This window comes from Olsenella urininfantis, from assembly GCF_900155635.1.
Classification (GTDB): Bacteria; Actinomycetota; Coriobacteriia; order Coriobacteriales; family Atopobiaceae; genus Olsenella_G; species Olsenella_G urininfantis.
In genome coordinates this window covers 1113985-1140533 of the sequence record NZ_LT732540.1, presented here as the reverse complement: position 1 = coordinate 1140533, position 26549 = coordinate 1113985, and the positions used below count along the sequence as shown (strand labels likewise).

At 66.6% G+C, this 26549-nt stretch carries 22 protein-coding genes and 1 pseudogene; 21 read left to right on the top strand and 2 right to left on the bottom strand.

Annotated features, from left to right (window positions below):
* The first annotated feature begins 142 nt into the window (after positions 1–142).
* The 11 genes and pseudogenes from tyrS to CZ375_RS05235 all read left to right on the top strand — a co-directional run bounded on the left by tyrS (position 143) and on the right by CZ375_RS05235 (position 16115).
* A complete protein-coding gene (tyrS, locus tag CZ375_RS05285; RefSeq protein ID WP_077598227.1) occupies positions 143–1360 on the top strand; it encodes a tyrosine--tRNA ligase in 1218 nt (405 codons plus the stop codon).
* A gap of 139 nt (positions 1361–1499) precedes the next feature.
* A pseudogene (locus CZ375_RS08525) lies at positions 1500–1847 on the top strand (type II toxin-antitoxin system RelE/ParE family toxin).
* 58 nt (positions 1848–1905) lie between these two features.
* On the top strand, positions 1906–2196 hold the full coding sequence (locus CZ375_RS05275) for a helix-turn-helix domain-containing protein (protein ID WP_200799698.1): 291 nt from the start codon (positions 1906–1908) through the stop codon (positions 2194–2196).
* Between the two features lie 18 nt (positions 2197–2214).
* A complete protein-coding gene (locus tag CZ375_RS05270) occupies positions 2215–4746 on the top strand; it encodes a U32 family peptidase (protein WP_234966890.1) in 2532 nt (843 codons plus the stop codon).
* 154 nt (positions 4747–4900) lie between these two features.
* Entirely contained in the window at positions 4901–5179 is a 279-nt protein-coding gene (locus CZ375_RS05265) for a NifU family protein (RefSeq protein WP_407668500.1), read from the top strand.
* Between the two features lie 271 nt (positions 5180–5450).
* Positions 5451–6971 (top strand): amino acid adenylation domain-containing protein, encoded by a 1521-nt coding sequence (locus CZ375_RS05260; protein WP_077598225.1) that lies wholly within the window; start codon positions 5451–5453, stop codon positions 6969–6971.
* Positions 6972–6979: 8 nt separating this feature from the next.
* The gene (gene lgt, locus CZ375_RS05255; RefSeq protein ID WP_077598224.1) at positions 6980–7804 is read left to right on the top strand and encodes a prolipoprotein diacylglyceryl transferase; all 825 of its coding nucleotides are present in this window, start codon (positions 6980–6982) and stop codon (positions 7802–7804) included.
* 362 nt (positions 7805–8166) lie between these two features.
* Positions 8167–12693 (top strand): DUF4430 domain-containing protein, encoded by a 4527-nt coding sequence (locus CZ375_RS05250; protein ID WP_077598223.1) that lies wholly within the window; start codon positions 8167–8169, stop codon positions 12691–12693.
* A 1-nt stretch (position 12694) separates the two neighbouring features.
* Positions 12695–13798 carry a DUF4430 domain-containing protein gene (locus tag CZ375_RS05245; protein ID WP_159438375.1) on the top strand — a complete coding sequence of 368 codons (1104 nt, stop codon included), beginning with the start codon at positions 12695–12697 and terminating at the stop codon, positions 13796–13798.
* Positions 13799–13803: 5 nt separating this feature from the next.
* Entirely contained in the window at positions 13804–14691 is an 888-nt protein-coding gene (locus tag CZ375_RS05240; protein WP_077598221.1) for an energy-coupling factor transporter transmembrane component T, read from the top strand.
* Positions 14688–16115, top strand: a complete 1428-nt coding sequence (locus CZ375_RS05235; RefSeq protein ID WP_077598220.1) for an ABC transporter ATP-binding protein — start codon at positions 14688–14690, stop codon at positions 16113–16115. Before CZ375_RS05240 ends, CZ375_RS05235 begins: the two co-directional genes overlap by 4 nt.
* Positions 16116–16155: 40 nt before the next feature.
* Here the strand turns inward: CZ375_RS05235 and CZ375_RS05230 are convergent, their stop codons facing one another.
* Entirely contained in the window at positions 16156–16572 is a 417-nt protein-coding gene (locus CZ375_RS05230) for a hypothetical protein (RefSeq protein WP_077598219.1), read from the bottom strand.
* Between the two features lie 133 nt (positions 16573–16705).
* Here CZ375_RS05230 and CZ375_RS05225 point away from each other — a divergent pair, with 133 nt between their 5' ends.
* The 10 genes from CZ375_RS05225 (at position 16706) to CZ375_RS05180 (ending at position 25915) form a co-directional block, all read left to right on the top strand.
* Complete coding sequence (locus CZ375_RS05225; RefSeq protein WP_077598218.1) at positions 16706–17416, top strand: DUF6580 family putative transport protein; 711 nt, start codon at positions 16706–16708, stop codon at positions 17414–17416.
* 9 nt (positions 17417–17425) lie between these two features.
* Positions 17426–18244, top strand: coding sequence for an SGNH/GDSL hydrolase family protein (locus tag CZ375_RS05220; protein ID WP_077598217.1), 819 nt, complete (start codon positions 17426–17428; stop codon positions 18242–18244).
* Between the two features lie 521 nt (positions 18245–18765).
* A complete protein-coding gene (locus CZ375_RS05215) occupies positions 18766–19725 on the top strand; it encodes an endonuclease domain-containing protein (RefSeq protein ID WP_159438374.1) in 960 nt (319 codons plus the stop codon).
* Positions 19726–20087: 362 nt separating this feature from the next.
* Positions 20088–20885, top strand: a complete 798-nt coding sequence (locus tag CZ375_RS05210; protein WP_077598215.1) for a YebC/PmpR family DNA-binding transcriptional regulator — start codon at positions 20088–20090, stop codon at positions 20883–20885.
* 73 nt (positions 20886–20958) lie between these two features.
* Positions 20959–21975: a J domain-containing protein gene (locus CZ375_RS05205; RefSeq protein ID WP_234966889.1), complete on the top strand. Its 1017-nt coding sequence runs from the start codon at positions 20959–20961 to the stop codon at positions 21973–21975.
* A gap of 126 nt (positions 21976–22101) precedes the next feature.
* Positions 22102–22818 (top strand): alkaline shock response membrane anchor protein AmaP, encoded by a 717-nt coding sequence (amaP, locus tag CZ375_RS05200; RefSeq protein ID WP_077598214.1) that lies wholly within the window; start codon positions 22102–22104, stop codon positions 22816–22818.
* A gap of 2 nt (positions 22819–22820) precedes the next feature.
* Complete coding sequence (locus tag CZ375_RS05195; protein WP_077598213.1) at positions 22821–23180, top strand: DUF2273 domain-containing protein; 360 nt, start codon at positions 22821–22823, stop codon at positions 23178–23180.
* Between the two features lie 63 nt (positions 23181–23243).
* Complete coding sequence (locus CZ375_RS05190) at positions 23244–23828, top strand: Asp23/Gls24 family envelope stress response protein (protein WP_077598212.1); 585 nt, start codon at positions 23244–23246, stop codon at positions 23826–23828.
* A gap of 34 nt (positions 23829–23862) precedes the next feature.
* Positions 23863–24828, top strand: a complete 966-nt coding sequence (locus tag CZ375_RS05185; protein ID WP_234966887.1) for a ribokinase — start codon at positions 23863–23865, stop codon at positions 24826–24828.
* Positions 24821–25915, top strand: coding sequence for an acyltransferase (locus tag CZ375_RS05180; protein WP_077598211.1), 1095 nt, complete (start codon positions 24821–24823; stop codon positions 25913–25915). The genes CZ375_RS05185 and CZ375_RS05180 overlap by 8 nt, the downstream gene beginning before the upstream one ends.
* On the opposite strand, the gene CZ375_RS05175 is transcribed toward CZ375_RS05180, so the two are convergent.
* Complete coding sequence (locus CZ375_RS05175; RefSeq protein ID WP_077598210.1) at positions 25912–26481, bottom strand: DUF454 family protein; 570 nt, start codon at positions 26479–26481, stop codon at positions 25912–25914. The genes CZ375_RS05180 and CZ375_RS05175 overlap by 4 nt on opposite strands.
* Positions 26482–26549 lie beyond the last annotated feature (68 nt).

The following is a 26549-nucleotide window of genomic DNA, read 5'->3' as shown; positions in this document are numbered from 1 at the left end:
GGGTCCACTTCTGTTTATGCGATTGTCAGATGGGTTCCACGCCTTCATGAGGCTGTTGTCCAGAAAGGTGTTTGCGCTATCCTGTCAGCTGATTCGAGTCTTTTGCGGCCCGTGCACGACAACCCCTTTGGAGGACAGAGCGTTGCTGCCAGTCGAAGAACAGCTGAAGGTCATCACCTCGGGCACCATGCAGATCGTGCCCCTGGACGAGCTCAAGAAGAAGCTTGAGAAGGGCGTTCCTCTCAACATCAAGCTCGGCGTTGACCCCACCTCCCCAGACCTTCACCTGGGCCACGCGGTTCCCCTGCGCAAGATGCGCCAGTTCCAGGACCTGGGCCACAAGGTCACCCTCATCATCGGCAACGGAACCGCGCTTATCGGCGATCCTTCCGGTCGCGACAGCACCCGCCCGCCCCTCACGGAGGAGCAGGTGGAGGCAAACGCCAAGACCTACGTCGAGCAGGCCATGAAGGTCCTCGACCCCGAGAAGACCACCATCGTCCACAACGGCGACTGGCTCAAGCCCCTCAACCTGGGCAGCATGCTGGGCCTCATGAGCAAGTTCAACATGGCCCGCATCCTCGAGCGCGAGGACTTCCACAAGCGTTACGTCAACGGCCAGTCCATCGCCCTGCACGAGTTCATCTACCCGGTGCTTCAGGCCTATGACTCCGTGGTCATCAAGGCGGACGTGGAGATGGGCGGCAACGACCAGATCTTCAACCTCCTCGCTGGTCGCGACCTCATGCGCGCCGAGGGCATGGAGCCCCAGGTGGCCCTCACCGTGCCCCTGCTGGTGGGCACCGACGGCACCAAGAAGATGTCCAAGAGCTACAAGAACTACGTGGGCCTGACCGACGATCCCGCGGACATGTTCGGCAAGGTCATGAGCATCACCGACGAGCTGGTGCCCCTGTACTACCGCCTCTGCTCCACGCTTTCCGTGGACGAGGTGGATGCCATCGATGCCGCCTTTGCTGCGGGCACCGCGGACCCCTACGCCCTCAAGCGCGAGCTGGCGGCCAACATCGTCGACCTCTACCACGGCGAGGGCGAGGGCCAGAGGGCCATGGCCGCCTTCGACGCCCAGTTCAAGAAGAACGAGGTGCCCGAGGACGTTCCCGAGTTTGCGGCGTCCATCGTGGAGACCAACGAAGAAGGCAAGGTCTACCTGGGCAAGCTCCTGGTTGACCTGGAGCTTGTGAGGAGTGCCGGAGACGCCCGCCGTCAGATAGACGGGGGCGGCGTGAAGATCGACGGTGAGCCCGTGGGCGCAAAGTGCTACAACGTGGAGCCCGGCCTGCTTTCTGCGGGCACGGTGATTCAGGTGGGCAAGCGTCGCTGGGCGAGGCTCGTGTAGCTGTATCTGAGAACACAGTAGGACCTGGGGGCACCCATCCGGGCGCCCCTTTTTGCATCCATGTCCTCGTCAATTGATACGAACAAATGTTCTATACTAGTTTTGAGAGAGGAGCATAAAATACGGATAGGGGTATATAATGCGTGAGGTCGACGTCCAATACATCGCGGAATGGTTGGACACCCTGGACTCAGAAACAACCCTACAGGTATTCGCGGCAATTGAGCTCACGCAGGAACGCGGGCCCAGTCTTAAGCGATCCATCGTGGGAAATGTGGTCGTGTCAAGATATTCCGCGATGAAGGAACTACGGCCAGGGTCATCCGGCAAAAGCGAGATTTGAATCCTCTTTGTGTTTGACCCGAAGCGCAGGGCCATAATGCTTCTCGCGGGAGACAAGCGCGGCGAGTGGAATGCATGGTATCGGAAGGCTATACCAATAGCAGATTGCATCTTTGCAGCTCATCTGCTGACGTTGGGAGGTTAGTGCCGTGGTCGAGACTGTGACTGCAGAGGATTACATTAAAAGCCGCGGACTTGATCGGGTGGCAATATCTAGTCGTGCGGACCGCCTGCGCGCCTACGTGAGGGCCTATGAGCTGCGGGAGGCGCGCAAGGACAAGGGCCTCACCCAGAAGCAGCTGGCAAGCAACATGGGCGTGAGCCAGAAGCGCATCTCCGAGCTCGAGAACGGCAGGGTGGAGTCCCTGCGGGTGGACACCCTGCGCCGCTACGCCCAGGGCATAGGAGGGTCTTTGCACATGGTGATTGAGTTCCCCGTGCGGGCCGGCCAGAATGACCTGCCCGAGACCATCGAGATTCCCCTCGAGGGATAGAACAGGACCTGTGAGACCTTGAGCTTCAGAGACACCCATCCCGTGCCCGAGCTGCTTGCCCCCGCCGGTGGCCCCGAGCCCTTCAACGCGGCCCTTGCCGCCGGCGCCGACGCCATCTACTGCGCGCTGGGGAGTGATTTCAACGCCCGCCGCGGCGCCACGAACTTTACCTACGAGACCTTCGAGGCGGCCTGCCGCGCGGCCCACCTGGCAGGATCCAGGGTGTACGTGACGGTGAACGTGGTCATCCGCACGGACGAGATGCCCCGCGTGCTGGCGCTGGTCCGCAAGGCCTGGCTGCTGGGGGCGGACGCCTTCATCGTGCAGGACTGGGGCCTTCTCGCGGAGCTGAGGCGCCGCTACCCGCAGATCGAGTGCCACATCTCCACGCAGGCCAACATACACGACGCACGAGCCACCGCCTGGTGCCGTGATCTGGGCGTCTCTCGCGTGACGCTCTCGCGGGAGCTCTCCGTGGATGAGATCTCCCGCATTGCCCAGGAGGGGGTCGAGCTCGAGAGCTTCGGCCATGGGGCGCTCTGCTTCTGCTATTCCGGCATCTGCATGATGAGCTCGCTGGGGGGCGGCCGCTCCGCAAATCGCGGGCTCTGCGCCCAGCCCTGCCGCCTCACCTACGACCTGCTGGACGAGCAGGGCGAGAACGTCTCCGCACCGGGCAGGGGACGCCCCCTCTGCCCCAAGGACTACTGCACGGTTGATGACCTGCCACGCCTCGCCGCAGCCGGCCTTGGCTCCCTCAAGATCGAGGGGCGCATGAAGGCGCCGGACTACGTCTATTCCGTGGTCTCGAGCTACCGTGCGCAGCTGGACGACCTCGCCGCGGGAAGGACGCCCACGGCCGAGGAGCTCGAGGCGCGTCACCAGAGGCTGCGCCGTGCCTTCAACAGGGACTTCACCAACAGCTACCTTGACCATCGCTCTGATGACGACATGATGAGCTACGAGAGGTCCAACAACCGCGGCGAGCTGGTGGGGTCCGTGGTGGCAACGCGAGACCTGGGCGGCGGCAAGGTGAGGCGCGGCGGGGCCAACGGCGGGCGCGAGCGCTTCCGCTCCAAGACCTTCGCCGAGGTGGACATCCTCCTGGACAAGCAGGTGGGGGAGGGCGACCTCCTTGAGATTCGCCCCGATGACGCGCCATCCCAGTTTTTGACCACCTATGCGCCGCAGGATGCGCGGGCGGGAGACACCATCTGCTGCCGCACCGTGCGTCCCATGGAGCCAGGTTGCCCCGTGCGGGTGATCAGGTCCCAGCAGGCGCTGGACGAGGCGGCGCGCGTCTCCGGTGGAAACGACAGGAGGCGCCGTCCCGTTGAGCTGCGCGTGCAGGCACGCCTGGGCCAGCTCCTTTCCATCGAGTTGCGCTGCGTGGATGGGTCCGCCAGCGTGCGCGTGGAGGGCTTCGAGGTGGAGCCCGCCCGGACCAGGCCCGTGAGCGAGGATGACCTTGCGGAGCATGCGGGGCGTATGGGGCAGAGCCCCTTTCTGCCCGTCTCCTTTGACATAGAGCTGGACGAGGGCTGCGGCATGGCCTTCTCGGCGGTGCACAAGCTGCGCTCCCGCGCCTGCGAGCTCCTTGAGGAGGAGCTCCTGCGCCCCAGCTCGGCTGCATTGCGCAAGCAGGGGCTGGCCCGCGTCCCCGACGTGGAGGACATTGCCGCCCACCTGGAGTTCATCAGGGGCAGGGGCAAGCTGGGGGAGCCGCGTCAGACGGGCGTGGAGATTTGCGCCCTGGTGGCGAGCCCCGCAAGCGCAGGGGCCGCCCTCGCATCCGGCGCCACGCGGCTGTACGTGACGCCCGATGCCTTCGAGGACGCTCGAAGCGCGGGGCTTGCGTGGCCGGAGGGCGCCTACCTGGTTCCCTGGCTGGACGAGGTCTGCCGCGAGTGCGACCACGAGCGGCTCGACCCCTACGTGCGCACGGACGAGCCCTGCGCGGTGGGCAACATGAGCGAGCTTGTCCTTGCGGCGCGCGTCGGGGCCTTGGCGGAAGTCCGCCCCTGCATCCCGGTGCACAACGAGAGCTGCCTGGTGGAGCTGGAGGAGCAGGGCGCGAGTGGCGTCTGGCTCTCTCCCGAGCTTACGCTGGAAGAGGTCTGTGCGCTTGCCGCCAAGGCGCGCGTGCCAGTGGGCCTGGTGGTGAGCGGGCGGGCCCGCGCCATGACCAGCGAGCATTGCGTGCTGCAGGTTGCCAACCGCTGCATCCACGACTGCGCGCGATGCAGGCTGCGGCAGAAGCGCTGCTCGCTCAGGGGCAAGGACGGCTCGCTCTGGCCTGTGAGAACGGACCTGCGGGGCCGCAGCAACATCTTCGCGGCGAGCCCCCTGGACGCAACGCCCCAGATGGTGGAGCTCGTCTCGGCGGGCGTCTCCCGCGTCATGGCGGACTGCACGCTGCTCTCTGCAGAGGAGGCCGCCTCCGCCGTGGCGCGCGTAGTGCGTGCCGTGGACGCCGCAAGGCAGGGCCGCAAGCCAGCGGCGCGCCTGGCGGGCTCCAACTCGGGCCACCTCTTTGCCGGCATCTCGTAGTTGCCATGAGGGGCGCTTCTTACGGGGAGATTTGCTCGCTAGATAGTTTTTGCTCGGCGCGCAGCTCAAAGGGGTACACTCGCTAGCAAATGGAAGCTGAGGGGTGGGAATTAGGGCCATGCGCCCGTCTCGCCCATGGGGAGAGGAACGAAGCATGGCAGAGATGGACGCCGCCTCCAGCGCGGGCAAGCAGAAGATCAACCGCGAGCTTTTGGACGCCACCCTGAACGTCATCCGCCAGAGCCTGCAGGCGGACGGCGGCGACGTGGTGCTGGTGAGCTGCGACGACGAGAACGGCATCGTTACCCTGGAGATGCAGGGGGCGTGCGCCGGCTGCTCGCTTGCGTCCTATGACATGAGCGAGGGCATAGAGCGCATCCTCAGGGAGCACGTCCCGGGCGTCCAGAAGGTCCAGCCTGCCATGGCCTGGTAGGCCGTAACGCATATGCGAGCCGGCGGGCGCCGCGGGACGTGGTCCCGGCGGCGCCCGCCCCTTTGTGAAGAGGATTTCCTNAGTGCCAGCCTGCCAGGGCCTGGTAGGCCGTACCGAATAGGCGAGCCGGCGGGCGCCGCGGGACGTGGTCCCGGCGGCGCCCGCCCCTTTGTGAAGAGGATTTCCTCTCGTCGCAAGAAGAGGCTCTTGGGGGCGTGGTCCAACTAAGCTGTAGGGGATGGAAGCTTGGGGTACGGAGGTGGCGGCACGCATGAGAAACGTTCTGGAATGGCTGGAGGCACGCGCGGACGCGCTTCCGCAGAAGGAGGCCGTCTCTTCCCCGGATGACTCTCTGAGCTTTGGCGATCTGCGGCGCCTCGCCCGCGCGGCCGGAAGCTTCCTGGCCAGTCATATGGAGCCACGCCGTGCGGTTGCCTTCTACCTGGAGAAGAGCCCGCGTGCCCTTGCGGGAATGCTCGGGGCGGTCTATGCGGGAGGCTTTTACAGCGTCTTGGACGTGCGCCAGCCCGCCGGCAGGATTCACGGCATCTGCGAGGCGCTCGAGCCCGCGGTGGTGGTGGCGGACCAGAGGAATCTCGCCCAGGCGCGCGAGGTCTTTGCCGACGAGGCCTTCACGCTGGTGAGCCTGGATGAGCTTCTGGGTGGCCCCGAGGACGCTTCCGCCCTGGCTCGCGTGCGGGTGCAGGCGTGCGACATCGACCCCCTCTACGTCAACTTCACCAGCGGAAGCACCGGCGTCCCCAAGGGCGTGGTGGTCTGTCATCGCTCGGTGATAGACTTCATCCCCCAGTTCGCGGGTTGTTTTGGCATCGGGGAGGGGGACGTCCTGGGAAACCAGGCCCCCTTCGACTTCGACGTCTCGGTGAAGGACATCTACTCCAGCCTGCTGACGGGGGCCAGCCTGCAGCTGATCCCGCGCGAGTACTTCTCGCAGCCCACCCTGCTCATGGACTTTCTCTGCGAGCGCGAGGTCACCTCTCTCACCTGGGCCGTGAGCGCCATGTGCTTCGTCTCGGTGATGGGCGGCTTCGAGTACCGCGTGCCCACGACGGTGCGCAGGGTCATGTTCTCTGGCGAGGTGATGCCGCCAAAGCAGCTGGCCGTCTGGCAGAGGTGGCTGCCCGACGCGCGCTACGTGAACCTCTATGGCCCCACCGAGATCACCTGCAACTGCAGCTACTACGAGATAGGCCGCCCATTTGGCAAGGGGGAGGTCATCCCCATGGGGCGCCCCTTCGCAAACGAGCAGGTGTTCCTCTTGGACGAGGGCGACGCGCCAGTCAGCAGGCCAGGGATTGAGGGAGAGATCTGCGTGAGTGGGACCTGCCTGGCCCTGGGATACCTGGGGGACCCCGAGCGCACGGCCGCGGCATTCGTGCAGAGCCCGCTCAACCCGCGCTGGTCGCAGACCATCTATCGTACGGGGGACCTGGGCTACTACGACGATGAGGGCAACCTTGTCTACGCCTCGCGCAAGGACCATCAGATCAAGCACCTGGGTCAGCGCATAGAGCTGGGCGACATAGAGGCCGCCACGCAGTCGCTTGAGGGCGTGCAGAGGGCCTGCTGCGTCTACGACCGTCGCAGGAAGCGCATTCACCTCTTCTACCTGGGCATGCCCGAGAAGGAAGGCGTGTCTTTGGCCCTGAGGGAGCTCCTGCCCTCCTACATGCTGCCCAACCGGACGCATCAGCTGGCAGAGATGCCCCTCACGAAGAACGGCAAGATCGACCGTCGGCAGCTCGCGGGGCTTGCCGGCATCAAGGAGTAGGAGAGAGCATGTGGCTTGACGCCATCTACCACGCGCTGGATCCCATTGCGTTTTCGCTTGGCCCCTTCGCGGTGCGCTGGTACGGGCTCGCGTACTTCGCAGGGTTCATGTGCGCGGGAACCGCGATATACAGGGTCTCTCGCCGCTGGGGCCTGGGCCTTGAGATGGATGACGTGATCAACGTGATGGTTGCCGTGGCGCTGGGCGTGATCTTGGGCGGGCGGCTTGGGTACGTGCTCTTCTACGGCGGCGGCTACTTTCTGGCCAACCCCCTCAAGGTTCTGGCCATCAACGAGGGTGGCATGAGCTTTCATGGTGGGCTCGTGGGCGCCCTGGTGGCGGGTGGCATAGCCTGTCGCGTCCTGGGGCTCTCGCTGCCTACCATCTGCGACCTTGCCGCCATCGGAGCTCCGCTGGGGCTCTTCTTCGGGCGCTGCGCCAACTTCGTGAACGGCGAGCTTTGGGGCAAGCAGGCAGACGTGCCCTGGGCGGTGATGTTCTCCGAGACGGGCGGCGGCATGGTGTACCGCCATCCCTCCCAGCTCTACGAGGCCCTGCTCGAGGGCCTGCTGCTGTTTGTGATTCTGTTTGCGCTCTCCCGTCGGCGTCCCGCGTGGCCCCAAGGGACCTTCCTCGGCTCGTTTCTGGCGCTCTACGGCTGCTTCCGCTTCCTCATCGAGTTCGTGCGTCTGCCGGACCCGCAGCTGGGCTACCTGCTGGGCACAACCTGGCTGACCATGGGGCAGTGCCTCTCGCTTCCCCTGGTGCTGGCGGGGCTCGGCCTGCTGTCATGGGCCCGTGTGATGCGCAGGGACCAGCGCGCGTTTGCATAGCTGCGCCGTCGCCCGGGCTCGCCTGCCGCTCTACACCAGAGACCTCTCCCGTAGAGCAGGTTTCTCTGGCCTGCGGTTTTGTGACCCAGCTCTACAGCGCGGAGCTCTGCCGTAGAGCGGGGTCCTCCCGACTCCTGCCACAGCCAGCGCGCCTGGCTGTTACACTGGGTGCAATCGAATGACGTCTGAGGGCACGGTCCAACAGCTGCTAGGCCTAGGTAAAAGGATTCCGGTTCAACTCCGGATCAGTGGTGAACTGTGTTTTCCGCCAGCGAGATGGGCGGCCTTCCTGGCCGTCAGTCCTGCCTGCCTGCCCTCTTTGCGTCCCGAGACACTCCCGGGGACGAGAGGAGCAAGCCCTCATGCACGAGAAGCATATTTCCCTTTTCCGCCCGCTTGTAGTGCTTTCGCTTTCGGCTGCGCTGGCGCTTTCCAGCGTGCCGACGCCTGCGCTGGCCGAGCTGGCAGACGAGCTATCGCTTTCGGAGGCCACGACTGCTCGGTCGGCAGTCTCTGCTGGCGTCGAGCTCAAGCTGGTTGACGCGGCCGGCAACGACGTGAGCGCGGCAGCGCCTGTGGAGTCGGGGGCGCAGCTCAGGCTCTGGGCCGGCACCTCAGAGCTGGACGAGGACTTCGGCGACGAGATAGAGACAGAGCTCGCCGACTACTCCATCGTCAGCTCCTACCAGTGGTACCGCGGGGTGGAGAAGGGGAGCGGCTACAGCCCCCAGAGCTACGCCGGATACACCGCCATAGACGGCGCGAGCGGTCAGGCCTACACCGCAACGGACGATGACGACGGCCTTCGCCTTGCCTGCAAGGTTACCTTCGCGGACGGCGTGCAGAGGTGGTCCGCATTCAGCTCCGGCCCTGTCAAGGCAATGGCCGCGCCCGAGCCAGGTCCAGAGCCCAGCGGCACGCCCGAGGACGAGGCAAGGCTGGCCTCGGCCATAGACGCCCTCAAGAAGGACGGCTTCGGGGGCTATCGTCCCAGCCCCAAGTACGCAGACGGCCAGGTCAACCTCAACGCCCTGATCGAGGCCAGGCTCAAGGAGCTGGGGTTTGAGGGCGTGAGCTCCAAGGTGGTCTCCGTTTCCTGGGGAGCCCCTGCCGAGGCTGGCCAGCAGGGCGGCATTGACACCGGTGACGGCCCAGATAACGGCAGCGTGAGCTTCTTCTCGCTTGACCTCGCGCACAGGAGCGGGCATGGCTCCGTCCTGACGCTTCGGCAGTTCTGTGCCAGCTACCAGCTGAGCCTTGGCACCGCAACGGGACAGTTCACCCCCGGGCGCAACACTACCCTGGATTGGGACGAGGCTTCCATGCGCTCCCAGCTGGAGGGCCTGGCCGCGGCCGTGGCGCCCTCCTTTGCCGCGGGAGATGCGGCAGACGGCCTCACGCAAGACTTCGCCCTGCCCAACAAGGGAGAGGGCGTCAACGTCTCGTGGAGCTCGAGCGACCCTGCCATCAAGGTCTCGGGCAACAGCTGGGACGCCACCTCCCAGGCCCAGCTGACGCGTGGCAGCGAGGACGTGCCCGTGAGGCTTGCCGCAAAGGTGGGCTTCTCCGGCCCCGAGGTGCCAGACCTTACGGTGACCAGGGAGTTCGCGGTCACGGTCAAGGGGGACCCCGAGAAGGTCGCCCGCGAGACGGCCCAGCTTCAGGCAGCCCTTGACGCGGGCTACCTCTACCAGAACGTGAGCTTTGCCACGGGCGACAGCCATTCGGACGTCTCCAGCTCGTTCACGCTGCCAAACCCACGCAAGCTGGGCGTCAACGGCTCCCAGTACAAGGTCACCTACAGCTCCGACAGCACGGCCTTCCTGGTCAACGCCTACCGTGCCAACGTGGTGCAGCCGCTTGCGGGCGGGCGGGACCAGCTGGCGCGCATCACCTGCACGGTTGTCAGCAAGAAAGACCCCAGCATCAGGGCGGCCAAGACCCTCGAGTTCATCGCCCGCCCGCTTGCCGAGAGCGAGATAGACGCGGAGCTTACCCTCATGGAGCAGGCCAAGGAGGGGTATGCCGCAGCCCTCCTGGATGGCCAGGACGCGGGCGCCGTCACGGGCAACCTGCGCACCTTCCAGAAGGCCTACCTGGACGCCGGTGAGCTGGCGTGGTCGCGCAGCGTGAGCGACGCGGGCTACAAGCGGCAGGGCATCGTGCCCGTTGAGCTGCCTGGATACGACAGCATGGGGCCTGCCGGCCAGGCGCGCCTCTTCAAGTCGAGCGACCCTGCCGTGGTGGCAAACGAGAACCTCCTGGTCACCACCCCGCGCTATGACAGCAGGGTGAGCGTCAGCTCGCGGCTGACCAGCGAGCGCTTCCGCTCGTACTACGATCGCTACAAGGACGATGAGGGCGTCTCCGCAGGGCTCAAGGCGAAGCTTGCGGCCCTGGTGGACCAGGACGTCTCGGCGGAGCTCACCGTCAGGGGCTCCGAGGGAAAGAGCCCCAACGTAAGCGTGAGGGCCACTGTCATTGGCATGGACTCCTTCGGTGCGAGCGAGCTCTGGGCGGCCGAGCGGGGCTTTGAGCTCAAGCGCGGATCCACGGCGGCAGACCTCACCACCCAGCTGCTTGAAGGAGCCAAGATCGCGCATGACTCCTCCGTCGGGCAGTACGGCTTCACCCTGAACAGCGTCACCTCTCCAACCACGGGAAAGACGCTCTCCTGGGACGAGTCTACGGGCCGGTACTGGCAGCTCTTCGTGAACGGCGAGGCGTCTGGCGTTGGCGCCAGCTCTCTTGAGCTTGAGGACGGCATGTCTGTGGTCTGGTGCTACAGCGCCTTTGGTGCGAAGCTCCCCGACCTGTCGTCCCAGACCGTCACCGCCAGCGTGCGTGTGGTGGGGCCCTCTGCCAGCGGCTCTGCCACGGACTGGCTTGCCCTCACCGAGCTGAGCGTGCCGGCGGGCACCACTGCGGCGCAGCTGAGCAAGCGGGCTCTGGGGCAGGCTTGCCTCGTGACAGACGACGGCATCCTTACCATCTCCGCTCCCGAGGGGAAGAGGCTTCCCAACGGCGAGCCCTCTCTTGGCGCCATGCAGAGTGGTGGCCAGTGGTCCTGGTGGCAGCTCTTCATCAACGGCAGGCTCTCGGACGTGATGGCCGCAGAATATGTGGTCAAGCCCGGGGACCAGATCGTCTGGAGCTATGGCCGCATGGGGGACCCCCTGCCGCAGAACTCCCTCGAGCTGCACCCGGATGCCGAGAGGCCCAGCTACCAGAGCGACTGGCCCGGCCACAAGGGGCCGCAGGGAACGGGCGTGACGTCCGCCTCCACCCCCACCGTGGCGGCCGTGGACGCCCAGGGTGCCTGGCCCCTCTCGGTGGCCAGGCCCTGGACCAAGATGTCTGACCCCATCCTGGTGAACGGCGATGCCTACGTTGCCGTGGAGGACGAGCTGCGCGTGTATGACGGCCAGACCGCGGCGCTCAAGGCAACGGCCCGCCTGGCCACCACGGTGGGCTACACCTCCAACCTCCAGTACGTGGACGGCCTCGTGCTGGTGCCGCTGGACACGGGTCGGCTGCAGGCCGTCTCGGCAAAGGTGGTCGAGGGCGCGGATGGGGCGCATGCCCTGCAGACCGTCTGGGTCACCGAGTCCCTGCCCGAGATGGGCGGCGTCTTCCAGCAGGCGAACTCAAAGCTCTTCGTCCGTGACGGCTACGTGTACTTCGGCACCATGTCCGGCGTCGAGGGTGGCGGCTACCTTTGCTCCGTGAGCCTGAGGAGCGGCGCCGTGCGCTGGTGCAGGGCAAACGAGAAGGCCAACTACTACTGGTGCGGCATGGCCGCGGCGGATGGCGGCCTGCTGGTGGTCGATGAGTCCGGCACGCTCTCCCTGCTCGACGCCTCCACGGGCGAGACACTTGCAAGCCTTGCCCTGGGCGCCCACGTGCGCTCCTCCGTGACAGAGGCGGACGGCCTCTTCTACGTGGTCTCCACCGATGGAGTCCTGCACAAGCTGCAGGTAAAGGATGGCAGGGTTGTTGAGCTGGGCAAGCTGGCGTTTGCTGCCGCAAGCACCTGCACGCCCACCATCAAGGACGGCAAGGCCTACGTGGGCGGCGCCACGGCCGAGTTCAAGGGTGTCATGTCGGTGATAGACCTGAGTGACATGTCCGTCCTTTCCCAGGTGGGCAAGCTTGCGGATGGCAGCGCCATTCCCGCAGAGATCAAGAGCACGCCTCTTCTGGCGCAGGTGGACGGCAGGGACTGGGTCTACTTCACGGCAAACGCCAAGCCGGGCAGCCTCTATGGACTTTGCGTGGGCGAGTGCGCCGCCGTTGAGCTCTACCGTCCAAAGGGCGCGGAGCGGGAGGAGTTCAACATCTCCTTCGTTGCCAGTGACGCCCAGGGAAACCTGTACTACCGCAACGACTCCGGCACCCTCTTCAAGCTGAGCGCCTCGAGCGTGCCTCATGACTACCCGCCCTATGGAGCGGATCCCGTCCAGCCCGAGCCGGAGGAGCCCGCTGAGCCTGCCCAGCCCCAGCCGGCAGGCCCCGAGGCCGCAACGCCCGGGAATGCGGAGCAGGCCGCGGACAGCGGCAAGACGGCCCCCTCAGCCAAGACCAACGCACGGTTCTCCCTGAGGCCCGGCGAGGGCAAGGATGCCACCTCTTCACCCAGCGCAATCGCAGGGCCTGACGGGAGCGGCCTGCTCTCCGGCCAGGGGGAGGGCGTGGCGGGTGCGGAGTCCGCGCTGGCGGGCGAGGCCCTGGCAACAGGCCTCGAGAAGTCAGACGCCCGCGGGGAGGGCCTTCCCGTGTGGCCGTTTGTGGGCATGGCGGGAGGGGCGCTCCTGCTGCTGCTCGTGCTCCTGAGACGTCGCCGCGCCGAGGAGGGCCCCGGCGATGCGTCTACCGGCCAGGGGCGCTAGCATGGCTGGCGGGAGGGGCGCGGGCCCCCGGCTGACGAGGGGGCAGGCTGCGGTCGCGGCCGCCGCCGCGATCCTGATGGCCTTCAGTGGCTGGTCTTTGTCCCAGTACCTGCAGGGCAAAGATCCCCTGTCCTTCCTGGGCGCGGGCGCGCTGAGCACCACCCAGGAGGCCCTGGAGGGCCAGGGTGGCAGCGCGGCGCCCCGGACGCTCACCGTCTCTGGGGAGGACGTGCGCCATGCGCTGGCGGGCCTCTCCCTTGAGGGCAGGGACCTCTCGCTTGACCCGGAACAGCTGCAACTGGTGCTGAGCTCCCGTGTCATCTGGGTGGAGCAGCGCTCGTCTGACGCCTCCGCAGACATGATGGACGTCAGCGTGCGGCGCGCCTTCGCCCTTGCCCGGTGGGTTCAGGCCACGGGAGCGCCCATCTCCCAGGTGACCTGGATCGTGGAGGATGCGTCGGGCGCCGTGCGCCTGGTGCTGAGCGTTCCTGCGAGCCTTGGGGAGCTGCCCTCGGACACGCCCGGGCTGCTTGCGCTTGCCTGCGGCTACCAGGTCTCTGCGGATGCCTATGCCGCCCTGGAGAGCCCCTCCTTTGCCCGCACGGGTGGAGACCTGCCTACCCTTCCTGATGGGGCGGCCATCGAGGCACCCGCCGCGGTGACCCCCGAAGGAGAGCGGCTCTCCGATGTGTCGCAGGAGCGCTCCCAGGCCATGTCCCAGGGCGGCGTGCTCTCGTCCGGAGCCGGCGGCTCCTTCCGCTCGGGGGTCGCAGGCGCGGGGGACGTGGCGGGTTCCCAGGTCAGCGTGAGCGTCACGGTGGACGGAACGGCCGCCGGCGCGAACGCCAGCTCGGCCACCCTCTTGCTGCCTGCCGGGTCCACTGCCTTCGATGCGCTGGTGGCGACGGGTGTGGACGTGAGCTCCAAGGGCACGGCGTTTGGTACCTACGTCATGTCCATCAACGGCCTTGCCGAGTTCGATCACGGAGGCATGTCGGGCTGGGTGTATCGCGTGAACGGCGTGGAGCCCAATGTGGCCTGCTCCAACTATCAGCTCTCCTCGGGCGACTCGCTGGTGTGGGCGTACGTCAACGTGACCGAGTAGCCCCCATGCCTCGCAGCCCCAACGCGCCCGCCGTCTTCGAGAGCCTGCACCCCAGCGTGCCCGCGGCCTTCCTGCTGGGCACGCTGGGTGTCTCCATGCTCGCCGTGCAGCCCGTCTACCTCGTTTTCTCCCTTGCGGGAGGGCTCTTCTGCTCCCTGCTCTGCCGCGGCGCGCGAGAGACCCTCTGGGCCCTTCGCTGGCAGCTGCCCCTGCTGCTCCTGCTCTGCCTGCTGAACCCGCTCTTCTCGGCCTCTGGCTCAACCCTGCTGTTCAGGCTGGCGGGCCGAGGCGTCTACCTGGAGAGCCTGGCCTTCGGGGCCTGCATGGGCGCGCTGCTGCTGTCCACGCTGCTCTGGCTGGGATGTGCCGATGTCCTGCTCGGTCCGGACGCCTTCCTGGACCTCTCCGGCAGGGGGCTTCCGGTGGTTGCCCTCATGGCCTCCATGACGTTGCGCCTGGTGCCCCAGCTCATGGGCCGCGCGCGAGAGGTCGAGGCCACGCTGGATGCCTGCAGTGCGGCGGGGGAGGCGCGCGGGACGGGCGGCCTGCGCGGACGTGCGGCACGCCTCAACGGGGTGCTGCTCAGCTGGTCCCTGGAGGACTCCCTCGAGCGCGCGGCGGCCATGCGCGCCCGGGGCTGGGGCGCGCGAGAGAGGCGCAGCAGCTACCGTCCGCATCCCCTCAGGCCCTCCGATGCGCCGGGGCTTGCGCTGGTCGTGGCCCTGCTGCTCCTGAACGCGCTATTGGCCTGGGTGGCAGCGGGCCAGTGGCGCTTCTACCCCAGCATGCCCACCCTGCTGCCCTGGTGGGGCTACGTTCCCTGGGCGCTGCAGCTCCTGCTGCCCAGCCTGCTTGTCCTGCGCGACCGACTCATCTGGTGGAGGCTCCCATGACCATGCCCGCGGCGCTTCAGGCGCAGGACCTCTCGTTCGCCTATGCCACGCCCGGCGGTGGTGCCGCCCCCGTCCTGGACGCGGTCTCCCTCGAGGTTCCCCAGGGCGCCTTTGCGCTGCTGGTGGGTGGCACGGGATCGGGCAAGACCACGCTGCTGCGGCTCGCCAAGCCAGAGGTCTCGCCGGTGGGGGATCGGGGAGGGGACCTGTGCGTCTTTGGGGAGCCTGTGGAGGAGCTCGCGGCAGATCCCCTTTGCTCCGCCAGCCGGGTGGGCTTCGTCTTCCAGAGCCCGCAGAGCCAGATCGTCTGCGACAGCGTCTGGCGCGAGATGGCCTTTGGTCTCGAGAACCTGGGTTTGGGCCAGGTGGAGATGCGTCGCCGCGTTGCCGAGACCTGCTACTTCCTGGGCATGGAGCCGTGGTTCCGCTCACGCACCACGGAGCTCTCCGGTGGGCAGGCGCAGATCCTCTCGCTTGCGTCCGTGCTGGTCATGAGGCCGCGCCTGCTGCTCCTGGACGAGCCCACCTCCATGCTTGACCCCGTTGCCGAGAAGGGCTTCCTGGCCCTCCTACGTCGCGTGAACCAGGAGCTGGGCGTGACCGTCCTGCTTGCCACGCACCGGCCTGGCCCGCTTCTGGACTTTGCCGACATGGCTCTGGAGCTAAAGGACGGACGCGTGCATGAGCTCGCGCTGGGGGAGCTGCGCTCGCGCGAGGGGCTGAGGGTGCAGGCGTCTATGCCTGCCCGCCGCGAGGAGGCCGGCAAGGCCGCGCTCGAGCTCTCCGACGTCTGGTTTCGCCGCACAAGGGATTCCGAATGGGTGCTGCGCGGGCTGGACCTCTCTTTGGGAGAGGGGGAGTGCCGCGCGGTGGTGGGCGGCAACGGCTGCGGCAAGTCAACCCTGCTTGCGCTTGCGGCTGGTGTGCTGCGTCCGCAGAGGGGTCGCCTGCGGCGTCCGCTGGCGGGCTCTCAGGCGCTGTTGCCTCAGGACCCCAAGGTGCTGCTGAGCGCCCAGAGCGTCTCGGAGGAGCTTATGGAGTGGTCGGCTGCCGGGTCCTATGGCTGGGGCGATGTGCAAAACATCATGAATGAGCTGGGAATATGCCAGGGCCTTGCAAAGCTGCACCCCTACGACCTGTCGGGGGGTCAGCAGCAGCTGGTGGCGCTGGCCAAGCTGCTGCTGGCGAGGCCGCGCCTGCTGCTTCTGGACGAGCCCAGCAAGGGGTTGGACCAAGGGGCCTGGCACGCCATGGTGCGCATGCTCCTCTCAGCGAGGGAGGAGGGGGCCACCATCTTGCTGGCCACGCACGACATGGATCTTGTGAGGGTGCTGGCAGACAGCGTGACCCTGCTCTTCGACGGGCAGGCTGGCCCAAGCGAGCGCACGGGCGACTTCTTCGAGGGCTCCTGGCTCTGGCGCTAGGAAAGCTGCCGCTGGGGGAGCCCGCCCGCGGCAGCATCGCCTACTCCAGGATCAGGAAGGGGTCGTCCTCGGAGAACTCCTCCAGGTCCTCGTCCGTCTCGCTGGGGCCCTCGCCCTCACCAAACCAGCTGTATGCCTCGGCGATGCCGTCCTGGGCATCCTTCTCCATGGGCAGCACGGAGTTGATGAGCGAGAGGCCGTCCACGCTGGGCACGATCTTGGTCCACTGGGTGAGGATGGGCTCCGTGGGGCTCTGCTCGAGCTCGATGAGGGAGTCGAGGTAGATCTCGCAGGCGCCGTCGAGCAGGTCCGAGGTCTCGTGCAGCCGCTGGAAGAGCTCGGCGATCTTCGAGAGCGCCTCCTCAGGGTCTTGGGCCTCCACCACCACGGGCATGAGGCAGTAGTTCTCGGCCGAGTCGTTGGCGTCGTCGTAGTTGAAGTTACCAATGTAGAGCATGGTGATCCCCCCAAAGGCGCTTGCCGCTTGCCGGACATCTTGCTCAGACTGTATCCCAGCCCAACAGCCAGTCGCACTGCGCGCTCGCAGACGGTTGGGTCATACTGGCTGCTGACGGAAGAGGGGCGGGCGCATGGCTTTTTTGGTGAACAGGGACGCTGCGATGCGGCGCGTGCTGGGGGCCCTTGAGGTCCCGGCTCTGCTGGCCGTTCCTGCGTCCATGCTCGCCTGCGCCCTGGGAGACGTTGACTTGAGCGCCGGCCTCACCCTGCTCGTGGTGCTCCTCTCGCTGCTTCTGCTCTTTGGCAGCTACGAGTCGTCGCGACCTGGGCTCAGGCAGATCATGCCAAGCGTGGTGCTGGCGGCCCTTGCGGCAGCCGGGCGCGTGCTCTTTGCCCCGGTTCCGGACGTGAAGCCCGTCTCGGCCATCGCCATCGTCGCCGGCGCCGTGCTGGGACGCCGGCAGGGCTTTGTGGTTGGTGCGCTGGCGGCTCTCGTCTCGAACTTCTTCTTTGGCCAGGGGGCCTGGACGCCCTGGCAGATGTATGCGTGGGGCCTGGTGGGGTATCTTGCGGGCGCCCTGGCCGACCACGGCCTCCTAGAGAGGAGGCCCGTGCTCATGGCGTACGGCTTCCTCTCGGCCCTGATATACGGGCTTGTTCTCAACGGCTGGTTTGTGCTGGGGTTTGTCAAGCCGCTAACCTGGCAGGGGGCCCTTGCTGCCTTTGCGGCGGGGCTGCCGTTGGACGTGGTGCACGGCCTGGCAACGACGGGCTTCCTGGCGCTCATCTGGCTGCCCTGGGGGCGCTCCATCCGGCGTGTTGTGGCAAAGTACGGCCTGTAGGGAGGTCTGATGGTTGCTGGTCGTCGGATGGGAGCGATGGTGGCCGTCGCCTGCGCGCTGCTTGCGTGCGCGTGCGCCGGAGCCGCGTGGGCGGCCCTGCTGGGGATGACGCCGCATGAGGGGGAGCGGCATGCCGAGCCCGCGGAGGCACCCGTCGTTGTCGAGCGCGCTGCGGATGGCTCGCGGCTGTCGGGCATGTTCTCCCGCGGCGAGATAGGGTCCGTGCGCCTGATAGGCGACTCCATCACGGCGGGATTTCTCTGCGACGGCTACGACAGCCTGCCTCCGGGGCCCGAGCTTGCCTACTCTGGGCCCCAGGGCAGCTACCTTGAGACATCGCCCCAGCTGGGCTGTTGGACAAACGACTTTCGCGACTGGGCTGGTCAGAGGGGGGCGGTGCGTTTCGTGAATGCCGCCGTGAGCGGCTTTCGCATGCAGTTCCTCGCGGAGGCGCCGGAATCCTGGCTGGGAGAGGGGGCGGACGTCATCGTTGTGATGCTTGGCACCAACGACGCCGCGAAGGAGCCTGCCGATGCCTTTGAGGCCTACGCACGTGACGGTCTTGCCGCGGCGGCCGCGCGCTGCAAGCATCTCGTGGTGGTGTCGCCACCCAACAACCGGCGGACGGACGCAACCAACCTCTATGGCATGGACGAGGTGGACAGGGTCCTCTCGGGAGTCTGCGACGAGGCGGGATACGAGCATGTCTCGCTCTACGACGCGCTTGACCTGGGTGGCCCTGACCTCTGCGAGGACCAGGTACACCCCACCACTGCAGGGTCTCACAAGCTCTGGCGGGCATTTTGCGAGCGGCTCGGCCTGGTGTAGCCGAGCGGGCGCGCGGGCGGCTTGCTGTCGCATGTGGCCTCCATCTGACGACAAGATTGCCCCGAGGGGGGCGCAACAGGGCGTTCCCGGCGCCGTCCGGGTCTTGTTGTCGGAAACGGGCCGCATCTGACAACAAGTTCTCAGCTGGCGCCGCTCATCTGGTCCTCTAAGCCAGGATGGGAATCTTGTTGTCACTATCCCTGCACCAGCGACAACAAGATGTGCCAGGTCTGTACGTATCTGCACGCCAGATGTATCAAAGTCGTCTTGTTGTCACCTGCATGGGGTTTTGGTCCGCTCGGACGCCGATTCGCCCCTCTCAGGGAAGCGTCTCAGCATCGCCCTATCGGAATCGTCTTAGACGACCTGCCTCCGCGCCGTCCCTGTGCTGCTGATTCCTTGCCCCTGTGCCAGCTGGCTGTCAGCTATGCGCAACAGAGCAAGCCCAGAAGATCAGCCCATTGCCCATGTGCCCCAAGGCCAAGGATACATTTCTCGTAATCGGTCGTTTGGGAGGGCGCATGACCATCTACCTCAGCCATCACAGCGCGTATCGCTTCTGGGTGGGACGCAGCGTCCCCATCCGGCAGCTGAGGTGTCTGGGTGAGCTGAGCCTTGCCGATGCGCAGTGGTCGCGCGGCGCGCTGCGTGGGTGCGGGCTGCAGTCCGCAGGCCAGCACGTCCTGGTCCCAAGGGGCTGCGCCCAAAGCTCGAGGGAGCCTCAGCGTCATGGCTGGTCGGGATCGCTTCCCTCGGGCTCTGCGTACGAGGTTCAAGAGGGCCTTGTCGTCTGTGGGCCGGAGCTCTGCCTGGTGCAGCTGGCAGACCGCTTGACCCTCCCTCAGTTGGTCATCGCCGTCACCCGGCTTCTGAGCAGATTTCGCCTGGAGGACAGCTCGATCGGCGAGAGGGGCGTGCTGCGAGCCGACCCCATAACAGGCAGGAGGGCCATCCTTGACCTTCTCGGCCGTTGTGGGCGGCATCGGGGCGTGCGCATCCTGGAGCTAGCGCTTACCTGGGCACCCGAGCGCTGCGCCTCCCCAATGGAGGAAATCACGGGGCTGCTGCTGGGCATGCCTCTCGAGTTGGGCGGATATGGGCTTGGCCCTCTGGAGTCCAATGCCCGGATCGACTGCCGCGGCCTGGACGTCCTCCTGCTTGACCGCACCTCGCGCGGGTACTTCGAGCCTGACTTCCTCTGGAGGGAGGAGCGCGTGTGCCTCGAGTACGAGGGCGCGGTGCATGCGGAAGCAGACCAGCTCAAGCGTGACAGAAGGCGCTGCAATGCGCTGGCCTCCCTGGGGTATCGCATGCTTCGGGTCTCGTACGAGGACATCGCCTGGCATGAGGAGTGCGAGACCCTGGTAAGCCAGCTTGCCCAGCTGCTGGGCAGGGAGCTTGGGGAACCATCGGACGAGGAGTGGGCCGCGCGGAAGAGGCTACGTGACATGCTTCTGGGCCCGCATCCCTTCTCGGTGTGACAACAAAACCGGTGCTGGCTGAGAGGTGCCAGGTAACGTGGGCGGCAGGACGATCTTGTTGTCGGATACGGCCCGTTTCCGACAACAAGACCCGAACGGCGCCGGGAACGCCCTGTTGCACCCCCCCTCGGGGCGATCTTGTTGTCAGATGGGGGCCACATGCGACAGCAAGCCGCCCGCGCGCCCGAGTACGCCCAGGCTGCCGAGAGGCGCTGGCACCTTGTAGTCAGGGCGGCTGGGGAGGCGCCGGCGGCGCGCCCGTCCTGTGTCGCGCTTTTGTAATCGCGGGCTCCTCCCTTGTGCAACGGCCCTGATGACCGCTATCATTCATATGTTTTTGCCGAAGTCAGAAGGAGATCTGCATGTCCGGACACTCTAAGTGGGCTACCACCAAGCACAAGAAGGCCGCAATCGACGCAAAGCGCTCCGCGCTCTTCTCCAAGCACTCCCGCAACATCACCGTTGCCGCCCGCAACGGCGGAGACCCCAACCCGGACAACAACGCCTCCCTCGCGGCGGCCGTCGCCCGCGCCCGCATGGTCTCCATGCCCAACGCCAAGATCCAGGCCGCAATCGACAAGGCCTTTGGCACCGGCGCTGACGCCGTGGTCTACAAGGAGGTCACCTACGAGGGCTACGGCCCCGCCGGCGTAGCCGTCTACGTTGAGTGTCTGACGGACAACCTCAACCGCACCGCCGCGGACGTGCGCTCCGCCTTCTCCCACGCGGGCGGAAACCTCGGCACCACCGGCTCGGTCGCCTTCCAGTTCACCCGCAAGGGCTCCATCGCCATCGACAAGGTCATCGTCAGCGAGGAAAAGAAGGTCGCCGACAAGGAGAACGCCGTGGACGAGGACGAGTTCATGCTCGCCGTCGCCGAGGCCGAGGGCGATGACTACGAGGACGCCGGCGACCAGTGGATCGTCTACACCGCCTACGACAAGATGCAGGCCGTCGAGGCCGCCCTCAAGGAGCAGGGCATCGAGGTCAAGGGCTCCGAGCTCACCATGGTTCCCAACACCCCCAACGAGCTCGAGCTCAACGACGCCAAGAAGGTTCAGCGCCTGGTCGACCACCTTGAGGAGCTCGACGACGTGCAGAGCGTCTACACGTCCATGAGCGTCTCCGATGAGGTTGCCGAGCAGCTCGACGAGGACTAGTCCTTTCACGGTTCCAAAATCGCATGCGCATGGGCGGCGGCCTTCGGGTCGCCGCCTTTTGCAAGGAAGAGGGGTGAGCGTGAGGCAGGAGATGACGCAGGCGCAGGCGGAGGAGGTCCTGCAGCTGCCCGAGAGGTACGGCAAGGCGGAGCTGCGCAGGCAGTTCAAGGCGTTCGCGCAGGAGTACCACCCTGACAACGCGGCCAGGAACGGCATCTCCGAGAAATTCGCCCAGACGCGCATGACCGAGGTCAACAAGGCCTACGCCACCTTGAAGCCTCTGGTGGACGCCGCGGGCCCGCGCGTCAGCATACATCGCGACCTCGTGGGCGGCTCTCGGGGTCACAACGGTGTGGGCGTGCATCACAACCCCGATGGCAGCGCGTCCGTGAGGACCCAGGTGGACGACTCCCTCTTCTGGGACGAGGAGGGAAATCCCCGCAGCGCCGTGGCGGAGTCCGAGGCGAACGCTGCTGCCGACGCCCCCGGGCATGCGCTCAGGCGCTTCCTTTTGGGCCCCTGGTTCCTGCGCCTGATTCTGGTGGCGCTCTTCGCGCTCGTCTGGTGGCTCAACTTCCCGCTGCTTCCTCGGAATGCGGCTCGCTTCGACACGTCGGCCACCGCAAGCCTCTCAAGCTGGGCGTCCGTCGTCGCCTCTGCGGTCTACCCCAGCTACCTCCTGCTCTTTGAGCTCTTCGCCGGCCATATCTCCGGCGCCCTGCGCGAGGTCCTGAACGGCATCGTCTCGAACCTCACCCGCGTGCACGTGGAGGTGCGCAGGAAGGGCAGCTACCAGTCAAGCGTCTCGTCTCTCCTTGAGAAGCAGGTGTACGGCATCCTTGAGCTGCCCGTCTCGCTTGCGCTTCTGGCACGCGGCCTTGCCGAGGCGGACGCAGGCTGGCACCTGGCCTACCTGGTGCTGGCGGGAATCTTCCTGGTGGACCTGCTGATCGGCTTCTTCGGGGCGGGCATCGCAAACGGCCTGGCCCGCTGGCTTGCCGAGAGGGCCGAGAAGCGCTACGTGACGCTGCGCATGGACATGCTCAAGCGCTGCGGCCAGTGGGCCGGTGGCCGTCACGCTCGCAGCTAGCGCACCGTCCGCTCTCCGTGACGTTTGGGCTGCGTGCCGTGCGGATGGCGTTAGCGTCCGGCGTCTGCGCTATTCTCTTAAGGTGAAACCTCGTCACGGCTCTCGTCTGCCGGAAGGGACGTGCACATGGGCATGTTGAAGCGCATCTGCCTGTTCGTCTTTGGCCTGTCGGGACTTCTCGTCCTGGCAGCCCTGGCCCTGCCATGGTTTGGCCCCTGGTCGCAGGAGGCGCAGGCCCTCATGGGCGTTGACATCTACTACATGGTTGTGGAGTGCCTGATCGCCTTGGTTGTTCTGGGGCACCTGGCCTGCCTCCTGCGCTCCATCCTCACGCGCAACCGCAAGGTGGTCGTGGTGAGCAGGGTCGATGCGGACCAGATTACCGTTACCCGCTCTGCCATCTCCAGCCAGGTGACGCATGTGATCGAGGAGGACGGGCGCTTCCGTGCTCGTCGCGTGAGCGTCTCGAGCAGGACGCGAGGTCATGTGCGCGTGTACGCCCGCGTCCAGCCCACCCAGACGGTTGACGTGGTCGAGGAGGGTCGCGCCCTGCACGATCGCCTGCTCGCCGGCCTCGCCGTGGTGGTGGGGGACAACGTGGACGGCGTGGAGCTGGAGTTCCTGAACGCGGAGGAGTATCTGCCGGAGCCCGCGGAGGCATCCCAGGCGGTGGCTGAGGGGGAGCCTGACCTTGGGCCGGAGCCCGTGGCTGACGAGGCGGGCGGCACCCAGGACGCTGGTTCGGAGTCCCCGTCCCAGCGCCTCTCGCCCTCTGATACCTCAGAGATAACCGTCTCCATGGGCAAGGCGCCCCACGCCTCCGAGAGCGCAGAGGAGGAGTAGCCATGTCAGAAGCCAAGCCCAGGCTCAGCATAGAGAACGACGAGAGGGATCAGGTGCCGGCCCAGGACGGCTCGCCCGTCCCGCAGGGGGGCGAGCCAGAGGGGCCCGTCCGCAAGAGGCTCTTCTTCGCGACCCTCGGCAGCTGGCTGCACGAGAGCTTCCCAGGGCACGAGAACGCGGTCCTCGGTGGCGCCGCGGGCCTTGCGGCTGCCCTGCTGGTCTTCGCCCTGGGCCTCCTGCGCACGATCTTCGTGCTCGTCTGCGTGCTGCTCGGCACGCTAGTGGGCCAGTGGGCAGACGGCAACCCACGCATCGTCAGGCTCGTGCGCAGGCTGCTCTCAGACGGCAGCAACGAGCGCTAGCCAACCCAAACAACCACCTTCCTTGCCGGTGCGCCCGGTAAGGGCCACCCGAGAGGAGCTCGCATGACCGACAAGACCACTTCCCAGCCAGAGGAGCAGCAGACCGCGGTGGAGGACGCGTCCGTCGTGGACGTCCAGGGCCAGGTCCCTGCCGTCGAGGCGGATGCCGGGCCAGTGGCGGCCGTCGAGGACGCCCTCGCTCCCCTTGGCGCGGAGGAGGACGAGGACTCCGAGGACTCCCTCACCTTCTCGAACGGCGTCATCGAGAAGATCGTGGCCATCGCCATGCGCGAGGTCCCAGGCGTCATTGGCATGAAGGGAAGCTGGTTCAACCGCGTGCAGGACGTGCTTGGCGCCAGCGACTCGCGCAAGGGCGTGAGCGTGGAGGTGACCCCGGACGCTGCCGTGCGTGTGAACATCAGCGTGCTGATCGAGTACGGAGCCTATGCGCCCCAGGTCTTCGAGGATGTCAAGAGGACCGTGGTTAAGCAGGTCAGCGGCATGACCGGGCTGCAGGTCGCCGGCGTGAACCTGCGCATCGAGGACGTGCTCACGCCTGAGGAGTACGCCGCGGGAAAGGCCTCTAAAGACGAGCCCGAGGACGAGGGGGGCGACCTTGCCGAGGTGCTCGAGGAGACGGACGAGTAGGTTGCGCGCTGTGACATCGAGAGGAGCGTGTGCGTTGGCAGACACAGACATCAAGAAGGTCATCGTCTTCGGCAGCCTGAACATGGACATGTCCGTCGAGTGCGCGCGCGTGCCGCGCAGGGGCGAGACGGTCAGGGGCGACTCCTACGTCACCACCCCGGGTGGCAAGGGTGGCAACCAGGCGGTTGCCTGTGCTCGCATGGGCGTGGACACCTTCATGGTTGGCAAGGTGGGCAACGACGCCTTCGGCCGCGTCCTCGTCGCCAACCTCACGAGGCATGGCGTGTCCACGGCAAACGTGAGCGTCACTGCCCGAGAGGAGACCGGTGCCGCCGTCATCCTGCGGGCCGCCGGTGACGCGCGAATCGTTTTTGACCCCGGTGCCAACCAGGCCATCAGCTACGACGAGGTGCGTGCGGCGATCCACGGCTTCAAGCAGAACGGCAACATCTTCCTCACCCAGCTCGAGTGCGACCCAGAGGTCACGATGCAGGCCCTGCTCTGCGCGAAGCGCAACGGCCTCTACACCGTGCTGAACGCCGCCCCTGCCGTTCCCATTCCCGACGAGGTGGCGTCGTCCCTTGACCTGCTCTGCGTCAACTCCATCGAGTGCGAGGAGCTCAGCGGGATCTCCCTGGCTGTGGAGGACGGCGCCTTTGACTACGCCGCCATACAGAGGGCGCTGGAGCACTTCGCCTCCCGCGGCATTGGCGCCACCATCATCACCCTGGGCAAGCAGGGCTCAGTCACGCTCGGCGAGGACGGTCGCATGCTCTCGGTTGCCGCCTACGGCGTGGACGCCGTTGACTCCACGGGTGCCGGCGACGCCTATCTGGGAGGGCTCGTGGCAAGCCTTGCGCTGGGCAAGGACCGCTTCCAGGGGATGCGCGTGGGAACCGCAGCCGCCGCCCTGTGCGTCACCAGGCTTGGGGCGCAGAAGGCCATGCCCAGCTGGGATGAGGTGACGGAATTCATCGCCGACAGCGAGCGGGATGAGTAGCGACGCGAACGGCATGGACGCCGCCTCGGACGGTGCCGCGTTGGCCCAGGGTGCCCCAGGGCGCAAGACCGTCTGGTTCTACCAGTGGCTGCGCGCCCTGGGGGCCCTGGCGGTCGTCGCCCTGCACGTGGTGCGGGAGTGCGAGCTGAGCGAGCCGCTCGCCGCTGCCGCGGGAGGTCTCATCTCTGCCGAGTCGCTGCTGGCGGTGCCCCTGGCGCGCTGGGCCGTGCCCGTCTTCTTCATGGTGAGCGGTGCCCTCATGCTGGACCCTCGTCGAGATGTGGACGCAGCCAAGGTCGCCCGCCATCTGTGGCGCATCGCCTTCGTGCTCCTGACGCTGGGATACGCCTTCGCCCTCATGGAGCTGGCCTATGCCGGCTCGTTACCGCTTCCGGAGCTGCTGGCCGCCGCGCTGTCACGCGTCCTGCTCGCTCAGTCCTGGGACCATCTCTGGTACCTCTACGCCACCTTGGGCCTCTACGCGCTCACCCTGCCCCTCAGGGCGCTCCTTGGCCGGCTGGAACGGCGCGGGAAGCTGCTCCTGCTGCTTGCGCTCTGGGGATGCCTCTGCGTCCTGCCCGCCCTTGCGCCGGAGGGCCACCTGTCCGCGTGGGCGTCCTGGGGCTTTCCCCTGCCGTACTACCTGGCTGGTAACGTCCTTTCCGAGCTTCCCGCAGACGACGTGCGCACCTATCGCACCGTGCTGGCGCTCGGCGCCCTCGCGCTTGCGGCAATGCTGGCGCTGAGCTGGCAGGATGTGGTTGATGCGGCGCTCCCGGAGAGGGGCCTCGCGCTGCCCTTCGGGGCGGCTGCCTTCGTTCTGGCAAGCCGGCGCCTGGACCTTCCGGCCCAGGGCGGCCTCTCCTGGGTGGGCTGGCTTGCCGGCTACAGCTTCGGCATCTACCTGCTGCACCCCCTCTTCGCGCACCTCCTGGTGCGTGTGGGGCCGCTTGCGGGCGTCGCGGCGGGCGCGGGCGCGGCTGGCGTGCTGGCCCTGCAGCTGTTGGTGTTTGCGTTGGGGGTCCTTGGCTCCGTGGCCCTGGTCCGCCTCCTGCGCCAACTTCCTGGATTTGCCGGCAAGGTCTAGCGGCCGGGCCTGATGGTCGCCTCGGGCTCGCGCACGTAGAGGTAGAGGCAGAACCAGCTGGCAACCCACACGACGGACGCGAGCGCGCCCACGGCCCACTTCACGAGCCTGGGCACCGCCACAAGATGGCTTATCCCGAGGTTTGCGGCAATCAGCACGAGGACCGCCACGGACACCCTGGTCATGATGGAGTCCTTCTCGGCACGTCTCATGACGGGCCGCCTCGCCTTCTTCTCGGGCTCGTTGAGCTTGGCGATGAGCCACTTGTAGAGCCGGCTTTCGCGCACGAAGCGCCCGAAGCCTGGGAAGCTGTGGGAGAGGCAGATGACGGCCAGGATCCAGAAGGGGATTGCCGGGAGCACCGGGAAGATCGCGCCGATGATGGCAAGGACCACGCATCCCATGGCGCCCAGGCCGTAGAGGATTCTCTCGCGCAGGCCCAGGGGCTCCTCATCCACGAAGTCCAGGTCCAGGAAGGGGTACTTGTTGTTCGATCGCTTCCGTGCCCGCTTGGCCTCCACGCGTGTACGCAGCTTGTTCCGCCTGTGCTCTCCGACCGCCCTCATGCGTGCCTTACCCCCCGTTCCAGAAGCCTGACAGGGGGCAAGTGTAAACGAGGCTTGTGAGGGAATTA

Excerpts from the sequence above, each read along its gene's own strand:
- CZ375_RS05265 (WP_407668500.1), top strand. The coding sequence starts at position 4,901 with ATGGCAGAGATGGACGCCGCCTCCAGCGCGGGCAAGCAGAAGATCAAC.
- CZ375_RS05260 (WP_077598225.1), top strand. The coding sequence starts at position 5,451 with ATGAGAAACGTTCTGGAATGGCTGGAGGCACGCGCGGACGCGCTTCCG.
- lgt (WP_077598224.1), top strand. The coding sequence starts at position 6,980 with ATGTGGCTTGACGCCATCTACCACGCGCTGGATCCCATTGCGTTTTCG.
- CZ375_RS05250 (WP_077598223.1), top strand. The coding sequence starts at position 8,167 with ATGCACGAGAAGCATATTTCCCTTTTCCGCCCGCTTGTAGTGCTTTCG.
- CZ375_RS05245 (WP_159438375.1), top strand. The coding sequence starts at position 12,695 with ATGGCTGGCGGGAGGGGCGCGGGCCCCCGGCTGACGAGGGGGCAGGCT.
- CZ375_RS05240 (WP_077598221.1), top strand. The coding sequence starts at position 13,804 with ATGCCTCGCAGCCCCAACGCGCCCGCCGTCTTCGAGAGCCTGCACCCC.
- CZ375_RS05235 (WP_077598220.1), top strand. The coding sequence starts at position 14,688 with ATGACCATGCCCGCGGCGCTTCAGGCGCAGGACCTCTCGTTCGCCTAT.
- CZ375_RS05230 (WP_077598219.1), bottom strand. The coding sequence starts at position 16,572 with ATGCTCTACATTGGTAACTTCAACTACGACGACGCCAACGACTCGGCC.
- CZ375_RS05225 (WP_077598218.1), top strand. The coding sequence starts at position 16,706 with ATGGCTTTTTTGGTGAACAGGGACGCTGCGATGCGGCGCGTGCTGGGG.
- CZ375_RS05220 (WP_077598217.1), top strand. The coding sequence starts at position 17,426 with ATGGTTGCTGGTCGTCGGATGGGAGCGATGGTGGCCGTCGCCTGCGCG.
- CZ375_RS05215 (WP_159438374.1), top strand. The coding sequence starts at position 18,766 with ATGACCATCTACCTCAGCCATCACAGCGCGTATCGCTTCTGGGTGGGA.
- CZ375_RS05210 (WP_077598215.1), top strand. The coding sequence starts at position 20,088 with ATGTCCGGACACTCTAAGTGGGCTACCACCAAGCACAAGAAGGCCGCA.
- amaP (WP_077598214.1), top strand. The coding sequence starts at position 22,102 with ATGGGCATGTTGAAGCGCATCTGCCTGTTCGTCTTTGGCCTGTCGGGA.
- CZ375_RS05195 (WP_077598213.1), top strand. The coding sequence starts at position 22,821 with ATGTCAGAAGCCAAGCCCAGGCTCAGCATAGAGAACGACGAGAGGGAT.
- CZ375_RS05190 (WP_077598212.1), top strand. The coding sequence starts at position 23,244 with ATGACCGACAAGACCACTTCCCAGCCAGAGGAGCAGCAGACCGCGGTG.
- CZ375_RS05180 (WP_077598211.1), top strand. The coding sequence starts at position 24,821 with ATGAGTAGCGACGCGAACGGCATGGACGCCGCCTCGGACGGTGCCGCG.
- CZ375_RS05175 (WP_077598210.1), bottom strand. The coding sequence starts at position 26,481 with ATGAGGGCGGTCGGAGAGCACAGGCGGAACAAGCTGCGTACACGCGTG.